Genomic DNA, 18,284 nt, shown 5'->3' with positions numbered 1-18,284 from the left:
CCGCCGGCATCTGGCACAACTGGACCACCGGCGCCGCAGTCAAACGCTCACTGATCGCCTATGACCACTGAAGACATCGGACTCATTCATCTAGGCGGCCGCGCACGCGCGTGCGTGGCGGATGCGACGTACGGAGATCCACGCTCCCACGCGCGTGCGTGGCGGATGCGACGTACGGAGATCCACGCTCCCACGCGCGTGCGTGACGGATGGGCGTACGAAGATCAAGGGCCCCGCGCGCGTGCGCGGTGGGGGGCCTCGGGGGAGAATACGGCGCGTGATCGTGGACTCAGCCATCTATCGGGACGGGCGCCGGACTCCGGGGCCCGCCGACCTGTCCGACGCGCTGGACGAGGCCCGGGTGACGGGGGACGCCTTCCTCTGGGTGGGTCTGTACGAGCCGTCGGAGGCGGAGTTCGCCCACGTCGCCTCGGAGTTCGCCCTGCACCCGCTGGCCGTCGAGGACGCCTTGAAGGCCCATCAGCGGCCCAAGCTGGAGGTCTACGACGACTCGCTGTTCGTGGTGCTGAAGCCGGTCGTCTACGAGCCGGAGAGCGACCGGGTGTCCTCCGGTGAGCTGATGGTGTTCATCGGCGACTGCTTCGTGGTGACCGTCCGGCACGGTGAGGGCGCCGCGCTGGCGGCGGTGCGCAAGCGCCTGGAGGCGGAGCCTGCCGTGCTGCGGCACGGGCCGACGGCGGTGCTGTACGCGGTGAGCGACGCCGTCGTGGACCACTACCTCGACGTGGCCGGCGAGCTCCAGGTCGACCTGGAGGAGCTGGAGGCGGACGTGTTCGCGCCGACCGGCGGCAATCCGTCGAACACCGCGGAGCGGATCTACACGGCCAAGCGGCAGGTCCTGGAGTTCCGGCGGGCGAGTGGCCCGCTGGCGGGGCCGCTCGCCCGGCTCGCGACCGGCTCGGTGCCCTTCGTGAACGAGCACGCCCAGCCCTTCTTCCGTGACGTCAACGACCATCTGCTGCGCTCGAACGAACAGGTGGAGGGGCTCGACCGGCTGCTGTCCGACGTCCTCTCGGCCCATCTCGCGCAGATGGGCGTGCGGCAGAACGACGACATGCGGAAGATCTCGGCGTGGGCGGCCATGGCCGCGGTCCCCACGATGATCGCGGGGATCTACGGCATGAACTTCGACCACATGCCCGAGCTGCACTGGGCCTGGTCGTACCCGGCGCTGATCGTGCTGATGGCGGGGATCGTCACCGGGCTGTACCGGCTGTTCAAGCGGCGCGGCTGGCTGTGAGCCGGCGCCGCCCTCAGAAGGCGGGGGCGGGGGTCACCGGTCCTCCGAGGGCGTCGCGCCGCTCGGGCATCCTGAGGTCGACCATCCTGTGCCAGCCGGCGAGGCGCTCGTAGGCGTACATCCCGTGGATCCCGGCGACGAGGACGGCGGCCTTGGCCTTGGGCCAGCGCAGGATGCGGCCCATGTGGCCCATGACGGCGAGGCTGACGTCGCGGTAGACCTGGATCTCCGCGAGCGCGGACTCGCGCAGGGTGCGCTGGATGAGGCGGCCGTGGCCGGCGCGGGCCAGCCGGAGCAGCTCCTCGTGGCAGTAGGCGAGGTGGTTCGCCTCGTCGTTGTCGATCATGTGGATGGCGCGGCCCAGCTCGGGGTGGTCCCCGAAGTACGTGACGAGCATGTCCATCTGGTCCGCCGCCCGCTGCTCCGTGACCCGGCTGTGGGCGAGGTAGACGACGATGTCCGCTTCGGTCAGCGGCTCCTCGCGGCGCAGCTTGTCGTGGGCAAGGCCGATCCCGCGCTGTTCGAGCAGCATCGTGTAGTCGGTCTCGGGCGGTACGGGGACGGGTTCGAGGCCGCGCTTCTTGAGCAGGGCGTTGAAGATCCTGCCGTGCTTGTCCTCGTCGGCGCCGTGCCGGACGATCTTGGGCGCGAGTTCGCGCATGCCCGGGGCGACGAGGGCCGCGATCCGCGCGTTCTCCCAGCCGCCCTGGGACTCGCCGCTGGCGGCGATGGAACAGAAGAGCCGGAAGGACTCGTCGTCGTCGATGATTTCCTGGAACAGGCTCTTGGCCGTGAGCATCGCCGCACCTCCGTGCGCGTGTCCGCACTTCGTCAGCCCCCGGAACACCGAGTCAAGTGCGGTCCGCGGCGGGCGGCAACAGGAGGGCCGGACGGCTCGGCCGAAAGAGTGAGACCCGGAGGCGTAACCACGGACGCCGTGGAGCCGTTGTGCTGGGTGACGGCCGTGGCGGGGAAGACCCCCGAGCCCCCACCACGGCCGCAGGCTCGGCCCGCGGGATCCGTCCCGCGGGCCTTCTTTTCTGTACGAGGTCGGGGCGGCGCCCCACCCGGGGTTACGCGAGGCCCGCGTGCTCCATCGCCTCGACGCCCGCCCGCAGGGCCGCCAGCCGCTCGTCCAGCGTGAACCCGGCCGGGGCGAGGGTCAGCGTGGTGACGCCGGCCTCCGCGTAGGCGGTCATCCGCTCGGCGATCCGCTCGACGGAACCGAGCAGGGCCGTCTGGTCGATCAGGCTCTGGGGTACGGCGGCCGCGGCCCCCGTCTTGTCGCCGGCCAGGTACTTGTCCTGGATCTCGGCGGCCTCCTTCTCGTAGCCCATGCGCTGCGCGAGCTGGTTGTAGAAGTTCTGCTTGCGGCTCCCCATGCCGCCGACGTACAGCGCGGTGTACGGCCGGAAGACGTCGGCGAGCGCGTTCACGTCCTCGCCGAGGGCGAGCGGCAGCGTCGGACAGACGTCGAAGCCGTCCATCGTCAGCCCGGCCTTCTCGCGGCCCGCGCGCAGGTGCCGGAGCGCGGTGTCCTCCAGGTGCTCGGCGGAGGGGAAGATCAGCAGGGCGCCGTCGGCGATCTCGCCCGTCTGCTCCAGGTTCTTGGGGCCGATCGCGGCGATGTAGAGCGGGATGTGCTCGCGCTCCGGGTGGACGGTGAGCTTGATGGGCTTGCCGGGGCCGTCCGGCAGCGGCAGGGTCCAGTGCTCGCCCTCGTAGCTGAGGCGCTCGCGCGTCATGGCCTTGCGGACGATCTCGACGTACTCGCGGGTCCTGGCGAGCGGCTTGTCGAACTTGACGCCGTACCAGCCCTCGGAGACCTGGGGGCCGGAGACGCCGAGGCCGAGGCGGAACCGGCCGCCGCTGAGCGAGTCGAGCGTGGCGGCGGTCATCGCCGTCATCGCGGGCTGGCGCGCCGGGATCTGCATGATCGCGGAGCCGACGTCGATCCGCTCCGTCTTCGCCGCGACCCAGGCCAGGACCGTGGGGGCGTCGGAGCCGTAGGCCTCGGCCGCCCAGCACACGTCGTAGCCGAGGCGGTCCGCCTCCTGGGCGACGGCGAGGTTGTCGCCGTCCATGCCGGCGCCCCAGTAGCCGAGGTTGATGCCGAGCCGCATTCCACACACCCCTTACCCATCGGTAACGTCCCTGTGGGCCGGACTCTAGCGCGCGGCTCCGCCATCCGTCAGGGGCCGGTTGTCCACAGGCTCTCTCCGCGTGGTGCCCTGGCCAGTAATCTCGCGCCCATGGAGCAGAGGCATCTCGGACGTACCGGCCTGCGCGTGTCGCGCATCGGACTCGGCACGCTCACCTGGGGGCGGGACACCGACGAGCACGACGCCGCCGAACAGCTGAAGGCGTTCTGGGACGCGGGCGGCACGCTCGTGGACACCGCCGACGTGTACGGCGGGGGCGAGGCCGAGTACCTGCTCGGGAGACTGATGGAGCGGCTCGTGCCCCGGCAGGACCTCGTCCTGTCGACCAAGGCGGGCAGTGTGCCGGACCCCGACCGGCGCACCGACGGCTCGCGCGGGCACCTGCTCGCGGCCCTCGACGCCTCGCTCGACCGGCTCGGCACGGACCACGTCGACCTGTGGCAGCTGCACGCCTTCGACCCCCACACGCCCCTTGAGGAGTCCCTCCAGGCCCTCGACATCGCCGTGCGGAGCGGGCGCGCGCGGTACGCGGGCGTGGCGAACTTCTGCGGCTGGCAGCTGGCCAAGGCGGGCACCTGGCAGCTCGGCGGGGACCGGACCCGGCTCGCGGGCGCGCAGCTGGAGTACTCGCTGCTCCAGCGGGGCGTCGAGCGCGAGGTGCTGCCGGCCGCCCTCGACCTCGGGATAGGCCTGCTGCCCTCCTCGCCCCTCGGCCGCGGGGTCCTGACGGGCAAGTACCGCAGCGGGACCCCGACGGACTCGCGAGGCGCCTCGGAGACCATGGCGCCCTTCGTGGAGCCGTATCTGGACGAGGCGGCGAGCCGGATCGTGGACGCGGTCGCGACCGCTGCCGACGGGCTCGCCACGACCCCGCTGGAGGTGGCGCTCGCCTGGGTCCGCGACCGGCCGGGAGTGACCGCGCCGATCGTCGGCGCGCGCACGGCGCGGCAGCTCACGGCCGCGTTGTCGGTGGAGAGCCTTAGTCTTCCTGACGAGATCTGCCGGGCGCTGGACGATGTGTCGGCGCCCGTGCACCGCTATCCGGATCACGACTGGAGCACCCTGTGACCGAGCCCGCCGGGGAGACCGCGCCCGAGGCACCCGAGGCCGTGACCCCCCTCGACGAGCCCGCCGGGGAGCCCGTCGCGGAGCCCGCCGAGGACGTACGAGAGGGAGCCGAGGCCACCGGACCCGCGGAGGCCACCGGACCGGCGGAGGCCGACGAGACTGCTGAGGCCGACGAGACCGCCGGGACCGCCGAGCCGGAGACGCCCGCGACGGACGCGCCCGAAGCGGAGACGCCCGCGACGGACGCGCCCGAGGCCGAGACGCCCGCGGCGGACACGCCCGAGGCCGGGACGGGCGCGGGGGGCGGGGCCTCCTCGGCGTCCGACACGCCCGAGCTGAGCGACGCTCAGGCCGAGCTCGCCGCGCAGCGCGAGCTGCGGGCCCGGATCGAGGCGCGGAAGGCCGAGAAGGAGGGACCCGTGGCGAGCGGCGGCAAGCTGAGCGGCACGGCGGCCGACCTCCTCGCCGCGGTCCGGGCCGTCGAGGGCGGCAAGGCGACCGGCAGCACGTTCTACGAGGCACCGGAGCCCGCGCCCCGGCGCCCCGCCCCCGAGGCCGCCCCGGCCGTGACCGTGCGCCCCCCCGTCCCGACCGCGGCGCCGGTCCCGGACCCGGGTACCACGGCGGCCGTCCGCGAGGTCCTGGCCCGCGGCGGTGCGCCCGAGGCGCTCGCCGGACAGGTCGCCGCCGTGCTCGGCGAGGGCGCCGCCGGGGTGCTGGGCGAGGACCCCTGGCAGCTCCTCGCCGTGCCCGGGGTGCGGCCGGAGCAGGCCGACGGTTTCGCGCGGGCGCTGCTCGGTGCCGCGTGCGTGCCCGACGACCCCCGCCGGACCGTCGCCCTGACCGTCTGGCTCCTTGAGCAGGCCGCGCTCCAGGGCCACACCGCCCTGGAGCTCCAGGCGCTGCGCGCCGCTCTCGCCCGGCACACGGTGGCCGATCCGGACAAGGCCGTCGAGGTCGCCGTCTCCGAGGGGGCGGTGCTCGTCTTCCAGGAGGAGTCGGAGGAGACGGCGGAGGAGCCCGACACCGACGAGGAAGCGCCGGCCGAGGCAGCCGAGGCGCCGGCCGCGCCCGTGCTGCTGGGTCTCGACCGGTACGCGCTCGCGGAGGAGAGCCTCGCGGACGGTCTCGCCCGGCTCGTCAGGACGGCCACCGCCGACACCTGGGAGGGCTCCGAGCTCGACCGCGCCGCCGGTGAGCACGGACTCGTCCTGCACACGGGCGGCGAGGCGGCCCGCGCCGAACCTGTCGCGCTCGTCGCGGCGGCCCGTGAGCGGGGCCTGCGCGCCCTGGTCGCGGTCCACTCTGAGGACGGACGACGGGCGCTCGCCGCCGCCGGGGCGGAGGCGGTGACAGTGGCGGGGCTGCTCTCCGGCGCCGCCGGTCCCGCCCGTGACGAGGAGGGCGCCTTCGCCCTGGACCTGCTGGCCGTCCTCGACGCCCCGCAGCTCGACGTGGAGACGGCCGCGATGCTCGTGGAGTTCCTGCCGGACGGCTGCCGCCTGGTGCTGAGCGGTGACCCCGAGGTCCTGGGGGCCCCGGGCGCGGGCCGGGTCTTCACCGACGCGCTCGCCGCCCGGGTCTGCCCGAGGGTCGCGTCGCGCGTGCCCGATCCGGGGCCGTTGGGCGAGCTCGTGTCGGGCATCGGCGTCGGCGAGCTGAACCAGGTCGAGGCCCCGGGCAAGGAGGTCGTGATCGTCCCCGTGCGGGACGCCGGCGAGGCCGTGCACCGGACGGTCCAGCTGGTGGCGGACTCGGTGCCCCGGGCCATCGGGGTGCCGTCGGAGCAGACCCAGGTCGTCACGGTCGGACACGGCGGCTCCGCGGGCACGCGCGCGCTGAACGCGGCCCTCAAGCAGCGGCTCAACCCGGGTCCCGGCCGCTTCGGGGGCTACGACCCCGGCGACCGCGTGGCGTACGCGCCGGTCCCGGGCCGGACGGTGACGGGGACGGTCGTCTCGGCCGACGCCGAGGGCCTGCGGCTGCGCTGCGGGGACGAGGACGTCCTCGTACCGAGGGACCGGGTGGAGTCCGCGTTGCGGCACGGCTGGGCGCTCACCGCGCACCAGGCGGCCGGGACGCGCTGGCCCGCGGTGGTCGCGGTGCTGCCCGGTGACGCGGCCGGGGGCCTGAGCCGCGCGTGGGTGTACACGGCCTTCGGCAGGGCGCAGCGCCATCTGTCGGTCGTGCACGGCGTGGACCAGGCGCTGGCCCGCGCGGTGGCCGAGGGGATCGCCCCGGAGCGCACGACGCGGCTGCGTCCGCTCCTGGAAGCGCTCCTCGCCACGCCCGAGGAGTAGCCGGAGGCGGCTCCGGAGACGGCGGGGGGGGGGGGCCCCCCCCGCGGGGGGCCCCCCCCCCCCCCCCCGTCTCCTCAGGAGCCGTCGGCCGCCGCCGCGGGCGCGCCCACCCCGAACCGGTTCCCGTCGCGTTCGCCCGCGTGATCGTCCTCGTCGTCGTCCTCGTGCTCGTCGAAGACGGAGCTGACGTCGAAGCGGCAGACGATCCGCTCGGGATCGGCGTGCTCGAAGGGGGCGTTGAGCCACTCCCCCGGTTCCGGGAGCTCCTCGGCCGCGGTGACCCAGAGCGTGGAGTCGCCCTCCTCCAGGCCGAACTCCTTGTGCCGGGAGGCGATCTCGTCGGGTTCGTACTCGCCGAAGAGCACCCCGAGCGCGGCGAGCGGAGAGACGCCGGCCCTGCCCGCCGTCCCGGTCGGGTCGCCCTCCCCGTCGAGCTCGGCCACGCGCCGCGCCTGGGCGAACAGACGCTGCGGTTCCGCCACGGCGTAATCGCGCCGAATCAGCAGGCTGAGGGCGTGAGGTTCGTCAGGTCCGGCGTAGGGCGGCAGCGCGCCGTCCGCTCCGGGGATCTCGAAGGGGGTGACCTCGTCGTAGCGGTCGTAGAGCAGTTCGTCGTACTCCTCGGCCGCCGCCGCGAGGGCGTTGAAGGCCTCGTAGACGGCCTTGTCGTCGTCCCCCGTGCGGCGTTCGACCGCCGCGAGGTGACGGTCCAGTGCGGCTTTCACCGCCTCGGCGGCGGCGCGTACCTCGGCAGCGGTGGGCTGCGCAGCATCAGACATGGGACGCACGCTATCCGTAGCGGGCCGGTGCCCGCACAATAGATGCGATGCCGGAATACGAATTTGTCGACGTGTACGTGCCCCGCGGTGTCTCCCGCAAGGAGGCGACGCGGCTGCTGACCGACCATGCCGAGTACGGACACTGGGAGTTGGACCGTCTGAGCCTGCACCGGGACGGGAGCCGCAGAGTGCGGTTGAAGCGGAGGATCATCCGCCAGATCCGGGCGACCTGGTAGGAGAACGAGAAGGGGCCCCGCCGTGTGCGGGGCCCCCGTGCGTGGTGCGGTCCGATCAGGCCGCGCTGCGGGCGCGACGGTAGATCAGCGCGCCGGCGAGCAGCAGACCGGCGCCGGCGGGGATGACCGCGCCGAGCGGGCCGGACCCGGTCTCGGCGAGTTCCTCGACGGCCCCCGGCTGCGTGAGGCCGTGGGTGTCGGGCGTGTTCGCACCGGGAGTGTGCGAGCCACCCCCGTCACCCGGGTTCCCGGGCGTGCCCGGAGTACCGGGGTTCCCGGGCGTGCCCGGGTTGCCGGGGTTACCGGGCGTGCCCGGGTTACCGGGGTTGCCCGGATTCCCAGGGTTGCCGGGGTTGCCCGGGTTACCGGGGTTGCCCGGATTCCCAGGGTTGCCGGGGTTACCCGGGTTGCCGGGGTTACCAGGATTCCCAGGGTTACCCGGGTTGCCCGGGTTACCGGGGTTGCCCGGGTTACCCGGATTCCCGGGGTTGCCCGGGTGCGTAGGCTCGATGCCGTTGCCGCAGCCGTTGCCCGCCGCGGCGTTGCCCAGGCCGATGCCCGTGACGCTGTTGCCGCACACGTTCACCGGGGCGTCGACCGGCACCTGCACCGTGTTGCCCGAGCCCACGCCGGGAGAGTCGCTCGTGTGCCCGCCGGCGGAGGAGCCGCCGCCCGGCTTGCCGGGCTTGGAGGTGTTGGCGCACTTGTTGCCCATCGCCGGATTCAGCAGTCCGACGACGTTGACGGTGTTGCCGCAGGCGTTCACCGGTACGTGTACCGGCACCTGGACGGTGTTTCCGGACGCGACGCCCGGGGAATTCTTCGCCGTACCGGCCGCACCGGAATCGGCGTGAGCGTAACCGCCACCGACAGCGGCGAAGACGCCGCCCGCGGCCGCTACGGTGATGAGACCTTTGCGCGTGACCTGTCGCATAGCTTGTTCCCTGCCTTTTCGGCTCTCGCCTTCTCGGCTTCGAAAGAGCGCCACCGGGTGGAGAACCCGGGGCGGAAATGGCCACCGGCCCCGGAGTGCATGGCACGCACTCCGGGGCCGGACCGGCTCACACCCTCACGGGGCGAGGCACAACGTCAGGCGTTGACGCAGGTGTTGCCGAAGGCGGGGTTCAGCAGGCCGATCACGGAGACCGTGTTGCCGCACACGTTCACCGGGACGTGAACGGGAACCTGGACGACGTTGCCCGAGAGCACGCCGGGGGAACCGATGGCGGCACCCTGAGCACCCGCGTCGGCAACGGCCATGCCCGCACCCGCGAGAACGAGACCGCCAGTGGCAGCCGCAGCAGCGACGACCTTCTTGATCATTATTCCTCCTAGTTGCCAATGCGATCCCAGCCGCGGACCGCACCACCTGTAACGAGGGGGAATGGAGGGGGCTACGAGCCCCCGAGTTCATTCACTCTTTCCGGTCACATACGAAAGGGCGGTCGAATTCAGCAGGCGTCGAGGAAACGGTCCAGGACACGGACGCCGAACTTCAGGCCGTCGACCGGCACACGCTCGTCGACGCCGTGGAACATGCCCGCGAAGTCGAGCTCCGGCGGCAGCTGGAGCGGCGCGAAGCCGAAGCAGCGGATGCCGAGGTCGTCGAAGGACTTCGCGTCGGTGCCGCCGGACAGCATGTACGGCACGGCGCGGGCGATCGGGTCCTCGGCGCGCAGGGCCAGCTGCATGGCGTCGACCAGGGCGCCGTCGAAGCTCGTCTCCAGGGCCTTGTCGCCGTGCACGTCCTCGCGCTTCACCTTGGGTCCGAGGATCCGGTCCAGGTCGGCCAGGAACTCCTGCTCGTACCCGGGCAGGAAGCGGCCGTCGACGTGCGCCGTGGCCTGGCCGGGGATCACGTTCACCTTGTAGCCGGCGCCGAGCATGGTCGGGGCGGCCGAGTTGCGGAGGGTGGCGCCGACCATCTTGGCGATGCCGCCCAGCTTGGCGAGGGTGCCCTCCATGTCCTCGGGGTCGAGCGGGGTGCCCAGCGCGTCCGAGAGCTCGTCGAGGAAGCTCCGTACGGTCTTGGTGACCCTCACCGGCCACTCGTGGCGGCCGAGACGGCCCACGGCCTCGCAGAGCTCCGTGATGGCGTTGTCGTTGTTCGTCATCGAGCCGTGGCCGGCCGTGCCCTCGACGGTGAGCCGCATCCAGTGCATGCCCTTCTGGGCCGTCTCGACGAGGTAGAGCCGCAGGTTCTCGTTGACGGTGAAGGAGAAGCCGCCGACCTCGCCGATCGCCTCCGTGACCCCGTCGAAGAGGTCCCGGTGCTTGTCGACCAGGTGCCGGGCGCCGTACGTGCCGCCGGCCTCCTCGTCGGCCAGGAACGCGAGGACGACGTCGCGCGGGGGCTTGCGGCCGCTGCGCATCCGGTCGCGGACGACCGCGAGGGTCATCGCGTCCATGTCCTTCATGTCGACGGCGCCGCGGCCCCAGACGCAGCCGTCGGCGATCTCGCCCGAGAAGGGGTGGTGGGTCCAGTCCTCGGCGTTGGCCGGGACGACGTCGGTGTGGCCGTGGATGAGCAGCGCCGGGCGGGACGGGTCCTCGCCCTCGATCCGGGCGACGGTCGAGGCCCGGCCCTTGTGCGACTCGATGATCTTCGGCTCGAGTCCGACCTCCGCGAGCTTCTCGGCGACGTACTCGGCCGCCGCCCGCTCGCCCGGGCCGGAGTGGTCGCCGTAGTTGCTGGTGTCGATGCGGATGAGGTCACGACAGAGGTCGACGACTTCGTTCTCCCCGGTCCCGCCGGTGTTGCCCCGCGCCGTGTTCGACTCGCTCACTCTGCTTCCTCCCACTACGTGCCCCACGTGGTTGCTGGTGGTCTCCCCCATCCTCCCGCGCGGCCCCCTCGCCACCCAAGGGCGCCCGTCGGCCGACATGTGCCCGTCACACGACTGGGGCCCCGGGAGGGTGGTGATCGACCCCCTCGAATGTTTGCTATTGTTTTCCACGTCGGAAGGGCCGAGCGGCCCGGAAGACAAAACACCTTGTCCGGGTGGCGGAATGGCAGACGCGCTAGCTTGAGGTGCTAGTGCCCTTTATCGGGCGTGGGGGTTCAAGTCCCCCCTCGGACACCACACGGAGTCCCGGTCGAGATCATCTCGACCGGGACTTCTTGCGTTGAGTACGCGCGGCACGAGGCGGAGCGGTGAGACGGAGAGCGAAGGCGCCGGCCGCGCCGCTCCCCCAGCGGGACGGGATCGACCCGGTGCGGGTGCGGCTGCCGGAGGATCCGGGCGGGGAGTGGGCGACCGTGCGGGAGCATCTGCTCGACCGGTACGGGGCGGCCGTCGGGGTCGGGCGGGTCGAGGAGATGCTGCGGCAGGGACGGTTCGTCGGGGTCGACGGGCCGGTGACCGGGGACGAGCCGTACGCCGTCGGGCGGTACCTGTGGTTCCACCGGGACTTCCCCGCCGAGGTGCCGGTCCCCTTCGACATCGGGATCGTCCACCGGGACGAGCGGATCCTGGTCGTGGACAAGCCGCACTTCCTGGCGACCATGCCCCGCGGGCGGCACGTCACGGAGACCGCGACGGCGCGGCTGCGGCGGGACCTCGGGCTGCCGCGGCTCCAGCCCGCGCACCGGCTGGACCGGCTGACGGCGGGGCTCGTGCTCTTCGTCGTACGGGAGGAGGACCGGGGGGCGTACCAGACGCTGTTCCGGGACCGGCTGGTGCGCAAGGAGTACGAGGCGGTGGCGCCGTACGACCCGGCGGTGGAGCTGCCGGTGACCGTGCGGAGCCGGATCGAGAAGGAGCGCGGGGTGATGGCCGCCCGGGAGGTGCCGGGCGAGCCGAACAGCGAGAGCCGGATCGAGCTGCTCCGGCACGCGGGCGGTCTCGGGTGGTACCGGCTCGTGCCCGTCACCGGGCGGACGCATCAGCTGCGGGTGCACATGAACGCGCTGGGGCTGCCGATCCTGCACGACCCGGTCTATCCGGTGGTGCGCGAGGACGGGCCGGAGGACTTCTCGCGTCCGCTGCAACTGCTGGCGCGGACGCTGGAGTTCACCGACCCGTTCACGGGTCGCGCGGTGCGGTGGGAGAGCCGGCTGGCGCTCAGTGGCCGCGGTTGATCCATTCCTGGAGGTGCGGGGCCTCGGCGCCGATGGTCGTCGGGTCACCGTGGCCGGTGCGGACGACCGTCTCCGGGGGCAGGGCGAGGAGCTTCTCGCGGATCGAGTCGACGATCGTCGGGAAGTCCGAGAAGGACCGGCCCGTGGCGCCGGGGCCGCCCTGGAAGAGGGTGTCGCCGGTGAAGACCGTGCCCAGGTCGGGGGCGTACAGGGAGACCGCGCCGGGGGCGTGGCCCGGGGTGTGGAGGACCACGAGGTCGGTGCCGGCGATCGTGAGGACCTGGCCGTCGGCCAGTTCGCCGTCCGGGGTGTGATCGGGGTGGGTCAGCTTCCACAGCGGCTGGTCGGCGGGGTGGAGCAGGACGCGGGCGCCGGTGGCGGCCGCGAGCGCGGGGGCAGCGTCGACGTGGTCGTTGTGGGCGTGGGTGCAGACGATGGCGCGCAGGGCACGGCCGTCGAGGGCGGCGAGGATCGCCTCGGCGTCGTGGGCGGCGTCGATGACGATGGCCTCGGTGTCGTCGCCGACGATCCAGACGTTGTTGTCGACGTCCCAGGTGCCGCCGTCGAGGCTGAAGGTGCCGGAGGTGACGAGGTGGTCCACGCGGGCGGTCATCACAGCACCACCACCGAGCGGAGGACGTCGCCCTCGTGCATGCGGGCGAAGGCCTTCTCGACGTCGCCGAGGCCGACGGTCTCGGTGACGAAGGCGGCGAGGTCGATGCGGCCCTGCTGGTGCAGGTCGATCAGCATCGGGAAGTCGCGGGAGGGCAGGCAGTCCCCGTACCAGGACGACTTGAGGGCGCCGCCGCGGCCGAAGACGTCGAGGAGGGGGAGTTCGAGCTTCATCTCGGGGCTGGGGACGCCGACGAGGACGACGGTGCCGGCGAGGTCGCGGGCGTAGAAGGCCTGCTCGTACGTCTCGGGGCGGCCGACGGCCTCGATGACGACGTCGGCGCCGAAGCCGCCGGTGAGCTCGCGGATCGCCTCGACCGCGTCGGCGGTGCGGGAGTTGACCGTGTGGGTGGCGCCCATCTCGCGGGCCTTGTCCAGCTTGCGGTCGTCGATGTCGACGGCGATGATCTTCGCGGCTCCGGCGAGGCGGGAGCCGACGATCGCCGCGTCGCCGACGCCGCCGCAGCCGATGACGGCGACGGAGTCGCCGCGGCCGACGTTCCCGGTGTTGATGGCGGCGCCGATGCCGGCCATGACGCCGCAGCCGAGGAGGCCCGCGACCTCGGGGGCGACGGCGGGGTCGACCTTGGTGCACTGGCCGGCGGCGACGAGGGTCTTCTCGGCGAAGGCGCCGATGCCGAGGGCCGGGGAGAGCTCCGTGCCGTCGAGGAGGGTCATCTTCTGCTTGGCGTTGTGCGTGGCGAAGCAGTACCAGGGGCGGCCGCGCTCGCAGGCGCGACAGGCGCCGCAGACGGCGCGCCAGTTGAGGACGACGAAGTCGCCGGGGGTCACGTCGGTGACGCCCTCGCCGACCGACTCCACGATCCCGGCGGCCTCGTGGCCGAGCAGGAAGGGGAACTCGTCGTTGATCGCGCCCTGCTTGTAGTGGAGATCGGTGTGGCAGACGCCGCAGGCCTGGATCTTCACGACGGCCTCGCCGGGGCCGGGGTCGGGGATGACGATGGTCTCGACCCGTACCGGTTCGTTCCTGCCGGGGGCGATGACTCCCTGGACGTGCTGCGGCATCGCGAACTTCCTTTTCTCCGAACGGATCTTGTAAGGCTCCTGCGTACCACTATCTCCTGACAAAAGGCGAGACCCCCGCAGGCCGTGCCTGCGAGGGTCCCGCCGTTCCCGTGGGGACGGTCAGCTCTGCTGCGTACCGGCGGTCGCGCGGACCCGGCCGCGGACCAGGAACCAGCCGCCGACGAGGGCCGCCGCGATGAGCGGCAGACAGTTCACGGTGGTGCGGCTGATCCCGCCGTCCATCCACATGAGGACGAGGACGGAGCCGAGGAAGACGAGCGTCACGATCTGGGTGTACGGGGCCCAGGGCAGGTTGTAGCCGGGGCGGGTCAGCTTGCCCTCCTTGGCGCTGCGCCAGAAGAGCAGCGAGCAGACCATGATCATGGCCCAGGTGCCGATGATGCCGATCGAGGCGAAGTTGAGGACGAGCTCGAAGGCCTCGCCGGGCATGACGTAGTTGAGGCCGACGCCCATGACGCCGAAGGCGGCCGTGAGGAGGATGCCGCCGTAGGGGACGCCGCCCTTGTTCATGACGCCGGTGAACTTCGGCGCGGAGCCGGAGAGCGACATGGAGCGCAGGATGCGGCCGGTGGAGTAGAGGCCCGAGTTGAGGCTGGAGAGGGCGGCGGTGAGGACGACGAGGTTCATCACGCCGGCGGCGCCGGGGATGCCCAGCTTGTCGAAGACGGTGACGAAGGGGCTCTGGTCGCCCGAGTACGCGGTGTACGGGAGGATCAGCGCGAGCAGGACGACGGAGCCGACGTAGAAGAGGCCCACGCGCCACATGATCGAGTTGATCGCCTTCGGCATGATCTTCTCTGGGTTCTCGGTCTCGCCGGCGGCGACGCCGCACAGCTCGACGGAGGCGTAGGCGAAGACGACGCCCTGGATGAGCAGCAGCATCGGCATCATGCCGTTGGGGAAGATGCCGCCGTTGTCGGTGATGTTGCCGAGGCCGGGGGTGTGGCCGCCGACGTCGTGCGAGGTCACGACGAGGAAGATGCCGATCAGCATGAAGGCGACGAGGGCGCCGACCTTGATGATCGCGAACCAGAACTCCATCTCGCCGAAGTACTTCACGGAGATGAGGTTGGCGGCGAGGACGACCGCGAGGGCGATCAGGGCGAGGATCCACTGCGGGACGTCGCTGAACATCGACCAGAAGTGGGCGTAGGTCGCGGCCGCGGTGATGTCGGCGACGGCGGTGGTCGACCAGTTGAGGAAGTACAGCCAGCCGGCCGTGTACGCGCCCTTCTCGCCCATGAACTCACGGGCGTAGGAGACGAAGGCGCCGGACGAGGGGCGGTAGAGCACGAGCTCGCCGAGGGCCCGCACCACGAAGAAGGCGAAGACGCCGCAGACGGCGTAGGCGATGAAGAGGGAGGGTCCCGCCTGGGACATCCGGCCGCCGGCGCCGAGGAAGAGGCCGGTGCCGATGGCGCCGCCGATGGCGATCATGTTGATGTGCCGGGACTTGAGGTCCTTGCGGTAACCGGCGTCGCCTGCGTCGACGTGGGGGGTTGCGGCCGGGCTCGCCGGAGCGGCGGACAGCGGCTCGGCCGCGATGACGCGGTCAGTCATGGAGTTGTTCGCCTTCGTGAGGGGGTCGTGCGGTACCCGGCCGTGCCTCGTAGGGGGGTGTCCCCGGCACGGCCAGCGCACATCCTCACGTCAGGAGGGGCGGATGACTGTGGCGCATGTCACTGAACGCCCATATTTGAGCTAGTTCAGAGCTTACGGAGCCAGTACGTCCAGTTCCTGGAGGGCGCCGATCGCGATCTGGCGGGTGAGCTCCTCGGCCCGGGCCGCGTCCCGTTCCCGTACGGCCTCGGCGACCTGGACGTGGAGGGTGACGGCGGCGGGGTCGGGGTCCTCGAACATCACGTGGTGGTGGGTGCGGCCGGTGAGGACCTCGGCGACGACGTCGCCGAGGCGGGCGAACATCTCGTTCCCCGAGGCGTTGAGGACGACCCGGTGGAAGGCGATGTCGTGGACGAGGTACTCCTCCAGGCGCCGGCCGCGGGAGGTGGCGACCATGCCGAGTGCCTGCTCGGTGAGCTCGCGGCACTGCTCGGGGGTGGCGTGCGTGGCGGCGAGGCCCGCGGCGACGGGTTCGACGGCCGAGCGGAGCACGGTGAGGGAGCGGAGCTGGCGGGGGCGGTCGGCGCCGGCGAGGCGCCAGCGGATGACCTGGGGGTCGTACACGTTCCAGCTCGTGGTGGGGAGCACGGTCACGCCGACGCGGCGGCGGGACTCGACGAGGTGCATGGACTCCAGGACGCGCACGACCTCGCGGACCACGGTCCGGGAGACGTCGAAGCGCTGGGCGAGCTCGTCGGTGCGCAGGACCGTGCCCGGCGGGTACTCCCCCGCGGTGATCGCGAGACCCAGGGTGGCGAGGACGTGCGAATGAAGCCCCTGAGCCGGTGTCGTCATGGTCGCAAGCCTATGCGGGCGCGCGTGGATGATCACCTCGGGAATTAAAAGTACTACTTTTACGTCACAGCCTCTTGAATACGTCGTACCCAATGGGTTTCATGGGCGCGACGGATCGATGTCGAAGAAGACAGCGAGGCACCACCCATGAGCACCACCCCCCAGCCCGAGGCGACGACGGTCGTCGTCGTGATGGGCGTCGCCGGTACCGGCAAGACCACCATCGGACCGCTGGTCGCCGAGGCCATGGCCCTCCCCTACGCGGAGGGCGACGACTTCCACCCCCCGGCGAACGTGGCCAAGATGTCGGCCGGCGTCCCCCTGGACGACACCGACCGCGCGCCCTGGCTCGACGCCATCGGGGCGTGGGCGCACGACCGGGCCGGGCTCGGCGGTGTGGTGAGCAGCTCCGCGCTGAAGCGGGCCTACCGGGACCGGCTGCGCGCCGCGGCCCCCGGCGTGGTCTTCCTCCATCTGACCGGTGACCGGGAGCTGATCGAGGGGCGGATGGCCGCACGCAAGGGCCACTTCATGCCCACCGCGCTCCTCGACTCCCAGTTCGCCACCCTCCAGCCGCTGGAGGAGGACGAGGCCGGCGTCGCCGTCGACGTCTCGGGCACCCCCGAGGAGATCGCCGCCCGGGCCGTCACCGCGCTGCGCGGCCTCGACGGCTGACCTCCGGGTCCCGTTGCCTTCGCCGGCTCACCTCCCGGCCCCCTTGCCTTCGCCGGCTACCTCCCGGCTCCCGTTCCCCTCCCCGTCGCCGGCTCTCCCGGCCCGTGGCCCGTTCCCCGCTCCGCCCCCGTTCCCCGCCCCGTCCCCCCGTTCGTACGAAGGACACCCCCGTGACCAGTCTCAGTGTCGAGATCCTGGCAGCGGATGCCGCCGAACCCATCACCTCGGCAGGCAACGCCCAGCTCGGTATCGCCGTGCTCGCCGGCATCGCCCTCATCGTCCTGCTCATCACCAAGTTCAAGCTGCACGCGTTCCTGGCGCTGACCATCGGGTCGCTCGCGCTCGGCGCGTTCGCGGGTGCGCCGCTCGCCGACACCATCAAGTCCTTCACCACCGGCCTCGGCAACACCGTCGCGGGCGTCGGTGTGCTGATCGCGCTCGGCGCGATCCTCGGCAAGCTCCTCGCCGACTCGGGCGGCGCCGACCAGATCGTCGACACGATCCTGGCCAGGGCGAGCGGCCGGGCCATGCCCTGGGCGATGGTCCTCATCGCCTCCGTGATCGGTCTTCCGCTCTTCTTCGAGGTCGGCATCGTGCTGCTGATCCCGGTCGTGCTGCTCGTCGCCAAGCGCGGCAACTACTCCCTGATGCGGATCGGCATCCCGGCCCTCGCCGGCCTCTCCGTGATGCACGGCCTGATCCCGCCGCACCCGGGGCCGCTCGTCGCCATCGACGCGCTCGGCGCCAACCTGGGCGTCACGCTCGCGCTCGGTCTGGTCGTCGCCATCCCGACCGTGATCATCGCCGGACCGCTGTTCTCCCGGTACGCCGCCCGCTGGGTGGACATCCCGGCACCCGAGAACATGATCCCCACGCGGCCCTCCGAGGACCTGGACAAGCGCCCCGGCTTCGGCGCCACCGTCGCGACGGTACTGCTGCCCGTCGTCCTGATGCTGGTCAAGGCGCTCGTCGACATCGTCGTCGACAACCCGGACAACGGCCTGCAGAAGGTCACCGACGTCATCGGCTCGCCGCTCATCGCGCTGCTCGCCGCCGTCATAGTCGGCATGTTCACCCTGGGCCGGGCCGCCGGCTTCACCAAGGAGCGGCTGTCCTCGACCGTCGAGAAGTCCCTCGCCCCGATCGCGGGCGTCCTCCTGATCGTCGGCGCGGGCGGCGGCTTCAAGCAGACCCTGATCGACATCGGCGTCGGCCAGATGATCCTGGAGTTCTCCGAGAGCTGGTCCATCCCGGTGCTGCTGCTCGCCTGGCTGATCGCCGTCGCGATCCGGCTCGCGACCGGGTCCGCGACGGTGGCGACGATCTCGGCGGCGGGGCTCGTGGCTCCGCTCGCGGAGGGCATGTCCTCGACCGAGACGGCGCTGCTCGTGCTCGCGATCGGTGCGGGCTCGCTCTTCTTCAGCCACGTCAACGACGCCGGGTTCTGGCTGGTGAAGGAGTACTTCGGGATGACCGTGGGCCAGACGGTCAAGACCTGGTCCGTGATGGAGACGATCATCTCCGTCGTGGGCATCGGGTTCGTGCTGCTGCTGTCGCTGGTGTTGTAGCGCGGCGGAATCGGCGCTGA

Annotated in this window: 17 protein-coding genes and 1 tRNA gene; 8 read left to right on the top strand and 10 right to left on the bottom strand. The window is 72.0% G+C overall.

Annotated elements, in window-relative coordinates; translation table 11 throughout:
• The first annotated feature begins 268 nt into the window (after positions 1–268).
• Positions 269–1,261 (top strand): magnesium/cobalt transporter CorA, encoded by a 993-nt coding sequence (gene corA, locus ACF08F_RS32600; protein WP_392302132.1) that lies wholly within the window; start codon positions 269–271, stop codon positions 1,259–1,261.
• A gap of 13 nt (positions 1,262–1,274) precedes the next feature.
• Here corA and ACF08F_RS32595 read toward each other — a convergent pair whose 3' ends face one another.
• Positions 1,275–2,060, bottom strand: a complete 786-nt coding sequence (locus tag ACF08F_RS32595) for a ferritin-like domain-containing protein (RefSeq protein WP_392302121.1) — start codon at positions 2,058–2,060, stop codon at positions 1,275–1,277.
• A gap of 274 nt (positions 2,061–2,334) precedes the next feature.
• Positions 2,335–3,384: an LLM class F420-dependent oxidoreductase gene (locus tag ACF08F_RS32590; protein WP_392302120.1), complete on the bottom strand. Its 1,050-nt coding sequence runs from the start codon at positions 3,382–3,384 to the stop codon at positions 2,335–2,337.
• 129 nt (positions 3,385–3,513) lie between these two features.
• On the opposite strand from ACF08F_RS32590, the gene ACF08F_RS32585 reads away from it, so the two are divergent.
• Both ACF08F_RS32585 and ACF08F_RS32580 read left to right on the top strand, forming a co-directional pair.
• Positions 3,514–4,491 carry an aldo/keto reductase gene (locus tag ACF08F_RS32585; protein WP_392302119.1) on the top strand — a complete coding sequence of 326 codons (978 nt, stop codon included), beginning with the start codon at positions 3,514–3,516 and terminating at the stop codon, positions 4,489–4,491.
• On the top strand, positions 4,488–6,791 hold the full coding sequence (locus ACF08F_RS32580) for a helix-hairpin-helix domain-containing protein (RefSeq protein ID WP_392302118.1): 2,304 nt from the start codon (positions 4,488–4,490) through the stop codon (positions 6,789–6,791). Before ACF08F_RS32585 ends, ACF08F_RS32580 begins: the two co-directional genes overlap by 4 nt.
• Positions 6,792–6,865: 74 nt before the next feature.
• Here the strand turns inward: ACF08F_RS32580 and ACF08F_RS32575 are convergent, their stop codons facing one another.
• Positions 6,866–7,570 carry a hypothetical protein gene (locus ACF08F_RS32575; RefSeq protein WP_392302117.1) on the bottom strand — a complete coding sequence of 235 codons (705 nt, stop codon included), beginning with the start codon at positions 7,568–7,570 and terminating at the stop codon, positions 6,866–6,868.
• Between the two features lie 47 nt (positions 7,571–7,617).
• On the opposite strand from ACF08F_RS32575, the gene ACF08F_RS32570 reads away from it, so the two are divergent.
• Positions 7,618–7,806 (top strand): DUF5703 family protein, encoded by a 189-nt coding sequence (locus tag ACF08F_RS32570; protein ID WP_017241661.1) that lies wholly within the window; start codon positions 7,618–7,620, stop codon positions 7,804–7,806.
• Positions 7,807–7,861: 55 nt separating this feature from the next.
• Here the strand turns inward: ACF08F_RS32570 and ACF08F_RS32565 are convergent, their stop codons facing one another.
• From ACF08F_RS32565 to ACF08F_RS32555, 3 genes are all read right to left on the bottom strand, one after another.
• The gene (locus ACF08F_RS32565) at positions 7,862–8,740 is read right to left on the bottom strand and encodes a chaplin (RefSeq protein ID WP_392302116.1); all 879 of its coding nucleotides are present in this window, start codon (positions 8,738–8,740) and stop codon (positions 7,862–7,864) included.
• Positions 8,741–8,895: 155 nt separating this feature from the next.
• Positions 8,896–9,129 carry a chaplin ChpH gene (gene chpH, locus ACF08F_RS32560; protein WP_015032475.1) on the bottom strand — a complete coding sequence of 78 codons (234 nt, stop codon included), beginning with the start codon at positions 9,127–9,129 and terminating at the stop codon, positions 8,896–8,898.
• Between the two features lie 128 nt (positions 9,130–9,257).
• Complete coding sequence (locus ACF08F_RS32555) at positions 9,258–10,592, bottom strand: M20/M25/M40 family metallo-hydrolase (protein WP_392302115.1); 1,335 nt, start codon at positions 10,590–10,592, stop codon at positions 9,258–9,260.
• 209 nt (positions 10,593–10,801) lie between these two features.
• Here ACF08F_RS32555 and ACF08F_RS32550 point away from each other — a divergent pair.
• A tRNA-Leu gene (locus ACF08F_RS32550) sits at positions 10,802–10,889 on the top strand.
• Between the two features lie 71 nt (positions 10,890–10,960).
• On the top strand, positions 10,961–11,887 hold the full coding sequence (locus ACF08F_RS32545) for a pseudouridine synthase (RefSeq protein ID WP_392302114.1): 927 nt from the start codon (positions 10,961–10,963) through the stop codon (positions 11,885–11,887).
• Here the strand turns inward: ACF08F_RS32545 and ACF08F_RS32540 are convergent.
• The 4 genes from ACF08F_RS32540 to ACF08F_RS32525 all read right to left on the bottom strand — a co-directional run bounded on the left by ACF08F_RS32540 (position 11,871) and on the right by ACF08F_RS32525 (position 16,021).
• On the bottom strand, positions 11,871–12,500 hold the full coding sequence (locus ACF08F_RS32540) for an MBL fold metallo-hydrolase (protein WP_392302113.1): 630 nt from the start codon (positions 12,498–12,500) through the stop codon (positions 11,871–11,873). The two genes, ACF08F_RS32545 and ACF08F_RS32540, sit on opposite strands and share 17 nt — an antisense overlap.
• Positions 12,500–13,585, bottom strand: coding sequence for an S-(hydroxymethyl)mycothiol dehydrogenase (locus ACF08F_RS32535; RefSeq protein ID WP_392302112.1), 1,086 nt, complete (start codon positions 13,583–13,585; stop codon positions 12,500–12,502). The genes ACF08F_RS32540 and ACF08F_RS32535 overlap by 1 nt, the downstream gene beginning before the upstream one ends.
• 120 nt (positions 13,586–13,705) lie before the next feature.
• Complete coding sequence (locus ACF08F_RS32530) at positions 13,706–15,166, bottom strand: amino acid permease (protein ID WP_392302111.1); 1,461 nt, start codon at positions 15,164–15,166, stop codon at positions 13,706–13,708.
• A gap of 153 nt (positions 15,167–15,319) precedes the next feature.
• Positions 15,320–16,021, bottom strand: a complete 702-nt coding sequence (locus ACF08F_RS32525) for a FadR/GntR family transcriptional regulator (RefSeq protein WP_392302110.1) — start codon at positions 16,019–16,021, stop codon at positions 15,320–15,322.
• A 147-nt stretch (positions 16,022–16,168) separates the two neighbouring features.
• Here ACF08F_RS32525 and ACF08F_RS32520 point away from each other — a divergent pair, with 147 nt between their 5' ends.
• Positions 16,169–16,696 (top strand): gluconokinase, encoded by a 528-nt coding sequence (locus ACF08F_RS32520; RefSeq protein ID WP_392302109.1) that lies wholly within the window; start codon positions 16,169–16,171, stop codon positions 16,694–16,696.
• Between the two features lie 170 nt (positions 16,697–16,866).
• Positions 16,867–18,264, top strand: coding sequence for a gluconate:H+ symporter (locus tag ACF08F_RS32515; protein ID WP_392302108.1), 1,398 nt, complete (start codon positions 16,867–16,869; stop codon positions 18,262–18,264).
• Positions 18,265–18,284: the final 20 nt, after the last annotated feature.

It is taken from the genome of Streptomyces sp. NPDC015130, from assembly GCF_043080005.1.
Lineage (GTDB): Bacteria > Actinomycetota > Actinomycetes > Streptomycetales > Streptomycetaceae > Streptomyces.
Note: the sequence above shows the minus strand (reverse complement) of the source record. Positions and strands in the feature narration are given on the sequence as shown.

What these genes read in the sequence shown, in the direction of transcription:
- ACF08F_RS32595 (WP_392302121.1), bottom strand. Translation starts at nt 2,060, where the DNA reads ATGCTCACGGCCAAGAGCCTGTTCCAGGAAATCATCGACGACGACGAG.
- ACF08F_RS32590 (WP_392302120.1), bottom strand. Translation starts at nt 3,384, where the DNA reads ATGCGGCTCGGCATCAACCTCGGCTACTGGGGCGCCGGCATGGACGGC.
- ACF08F_RS32585 (WP_392302119.1), top strand. Translation starts at nt 3,514, where the DNA reads ATGGAGCAGAGGCATCTCGGACGTACCGGCCTGCGCGTGTCGCGCATC.
- ACF08F_RS32575 (WP_392302117.1), bottom strand. Translation starts at nt 7,570, where the DNA reads ATGTCTGATGCTGCGCAGCCCACCGCTGCCGAGGTACGCGCCGCCGCC.
- ACF08F_RS32570 (WP_017241661.1), top strand. Translation starts at nt 7,618, where the DNA reads ATGCCGGAATACGAATTTGTCGACGTGTACGTGCCCCGCGGTGTCTCC.
- ACF08F_RS32565 (WP_392302116.1), bottom strand. Translation starts at nt 8,740, where the DNA reads ATGCGACAGGTCACGCGCAAAGGTCTCATCACCGTAGCGGCCGCGGGC.
- chpH (WP_015032475.1), bottom strand. Translation starts at nt 9,129, where the DNA reads ATGATCAAGAAGGTCGTCGCTGCTGCGGCTGCCACTGGCGGTCTCGTT.
- ACF08F_RS32540 (WP_392302113.1), bottom strand. Translation starts at nt 12,500, where the DNA reads ATGACCGCCCGCGTGGACCACCTCGTCACCTCCGGCACCTTCAGCCTC.
- ACF08F_RS32535 (WP_392302112.1), bottom strand. Translation starts at nt 13,585, where the DNA reads ATGCCGCAGCACGTCCAGGGAGTCATCGCCCCCGGCAGGAACGAACCG.
- ACF08F_RS32530 (WP_392302111.1), bottom strand. Translation starts at nt 15,166, where the DNA reads ATGACTGACCGCGTCATCGCGGCCGAGCCGCTGTCCGCCGCTCCGGCG.
- ACF08F_RS32525 (WP_392302110.1), bottom strand. Translation starts at nt 16,021, where the DNA reads ATGACGACACCGGCTCAGGGGCTTCATTCGCACGTCCTCGCCACCCTG.
- ACF08F_RS32520 (WP_392302109.1), top strand. Translation starts at nt 16,169, where the DNA reads ATGAGCACCACCCCCCAGCCCGAGGCGACGACGGTCGTCGTCGTGATG.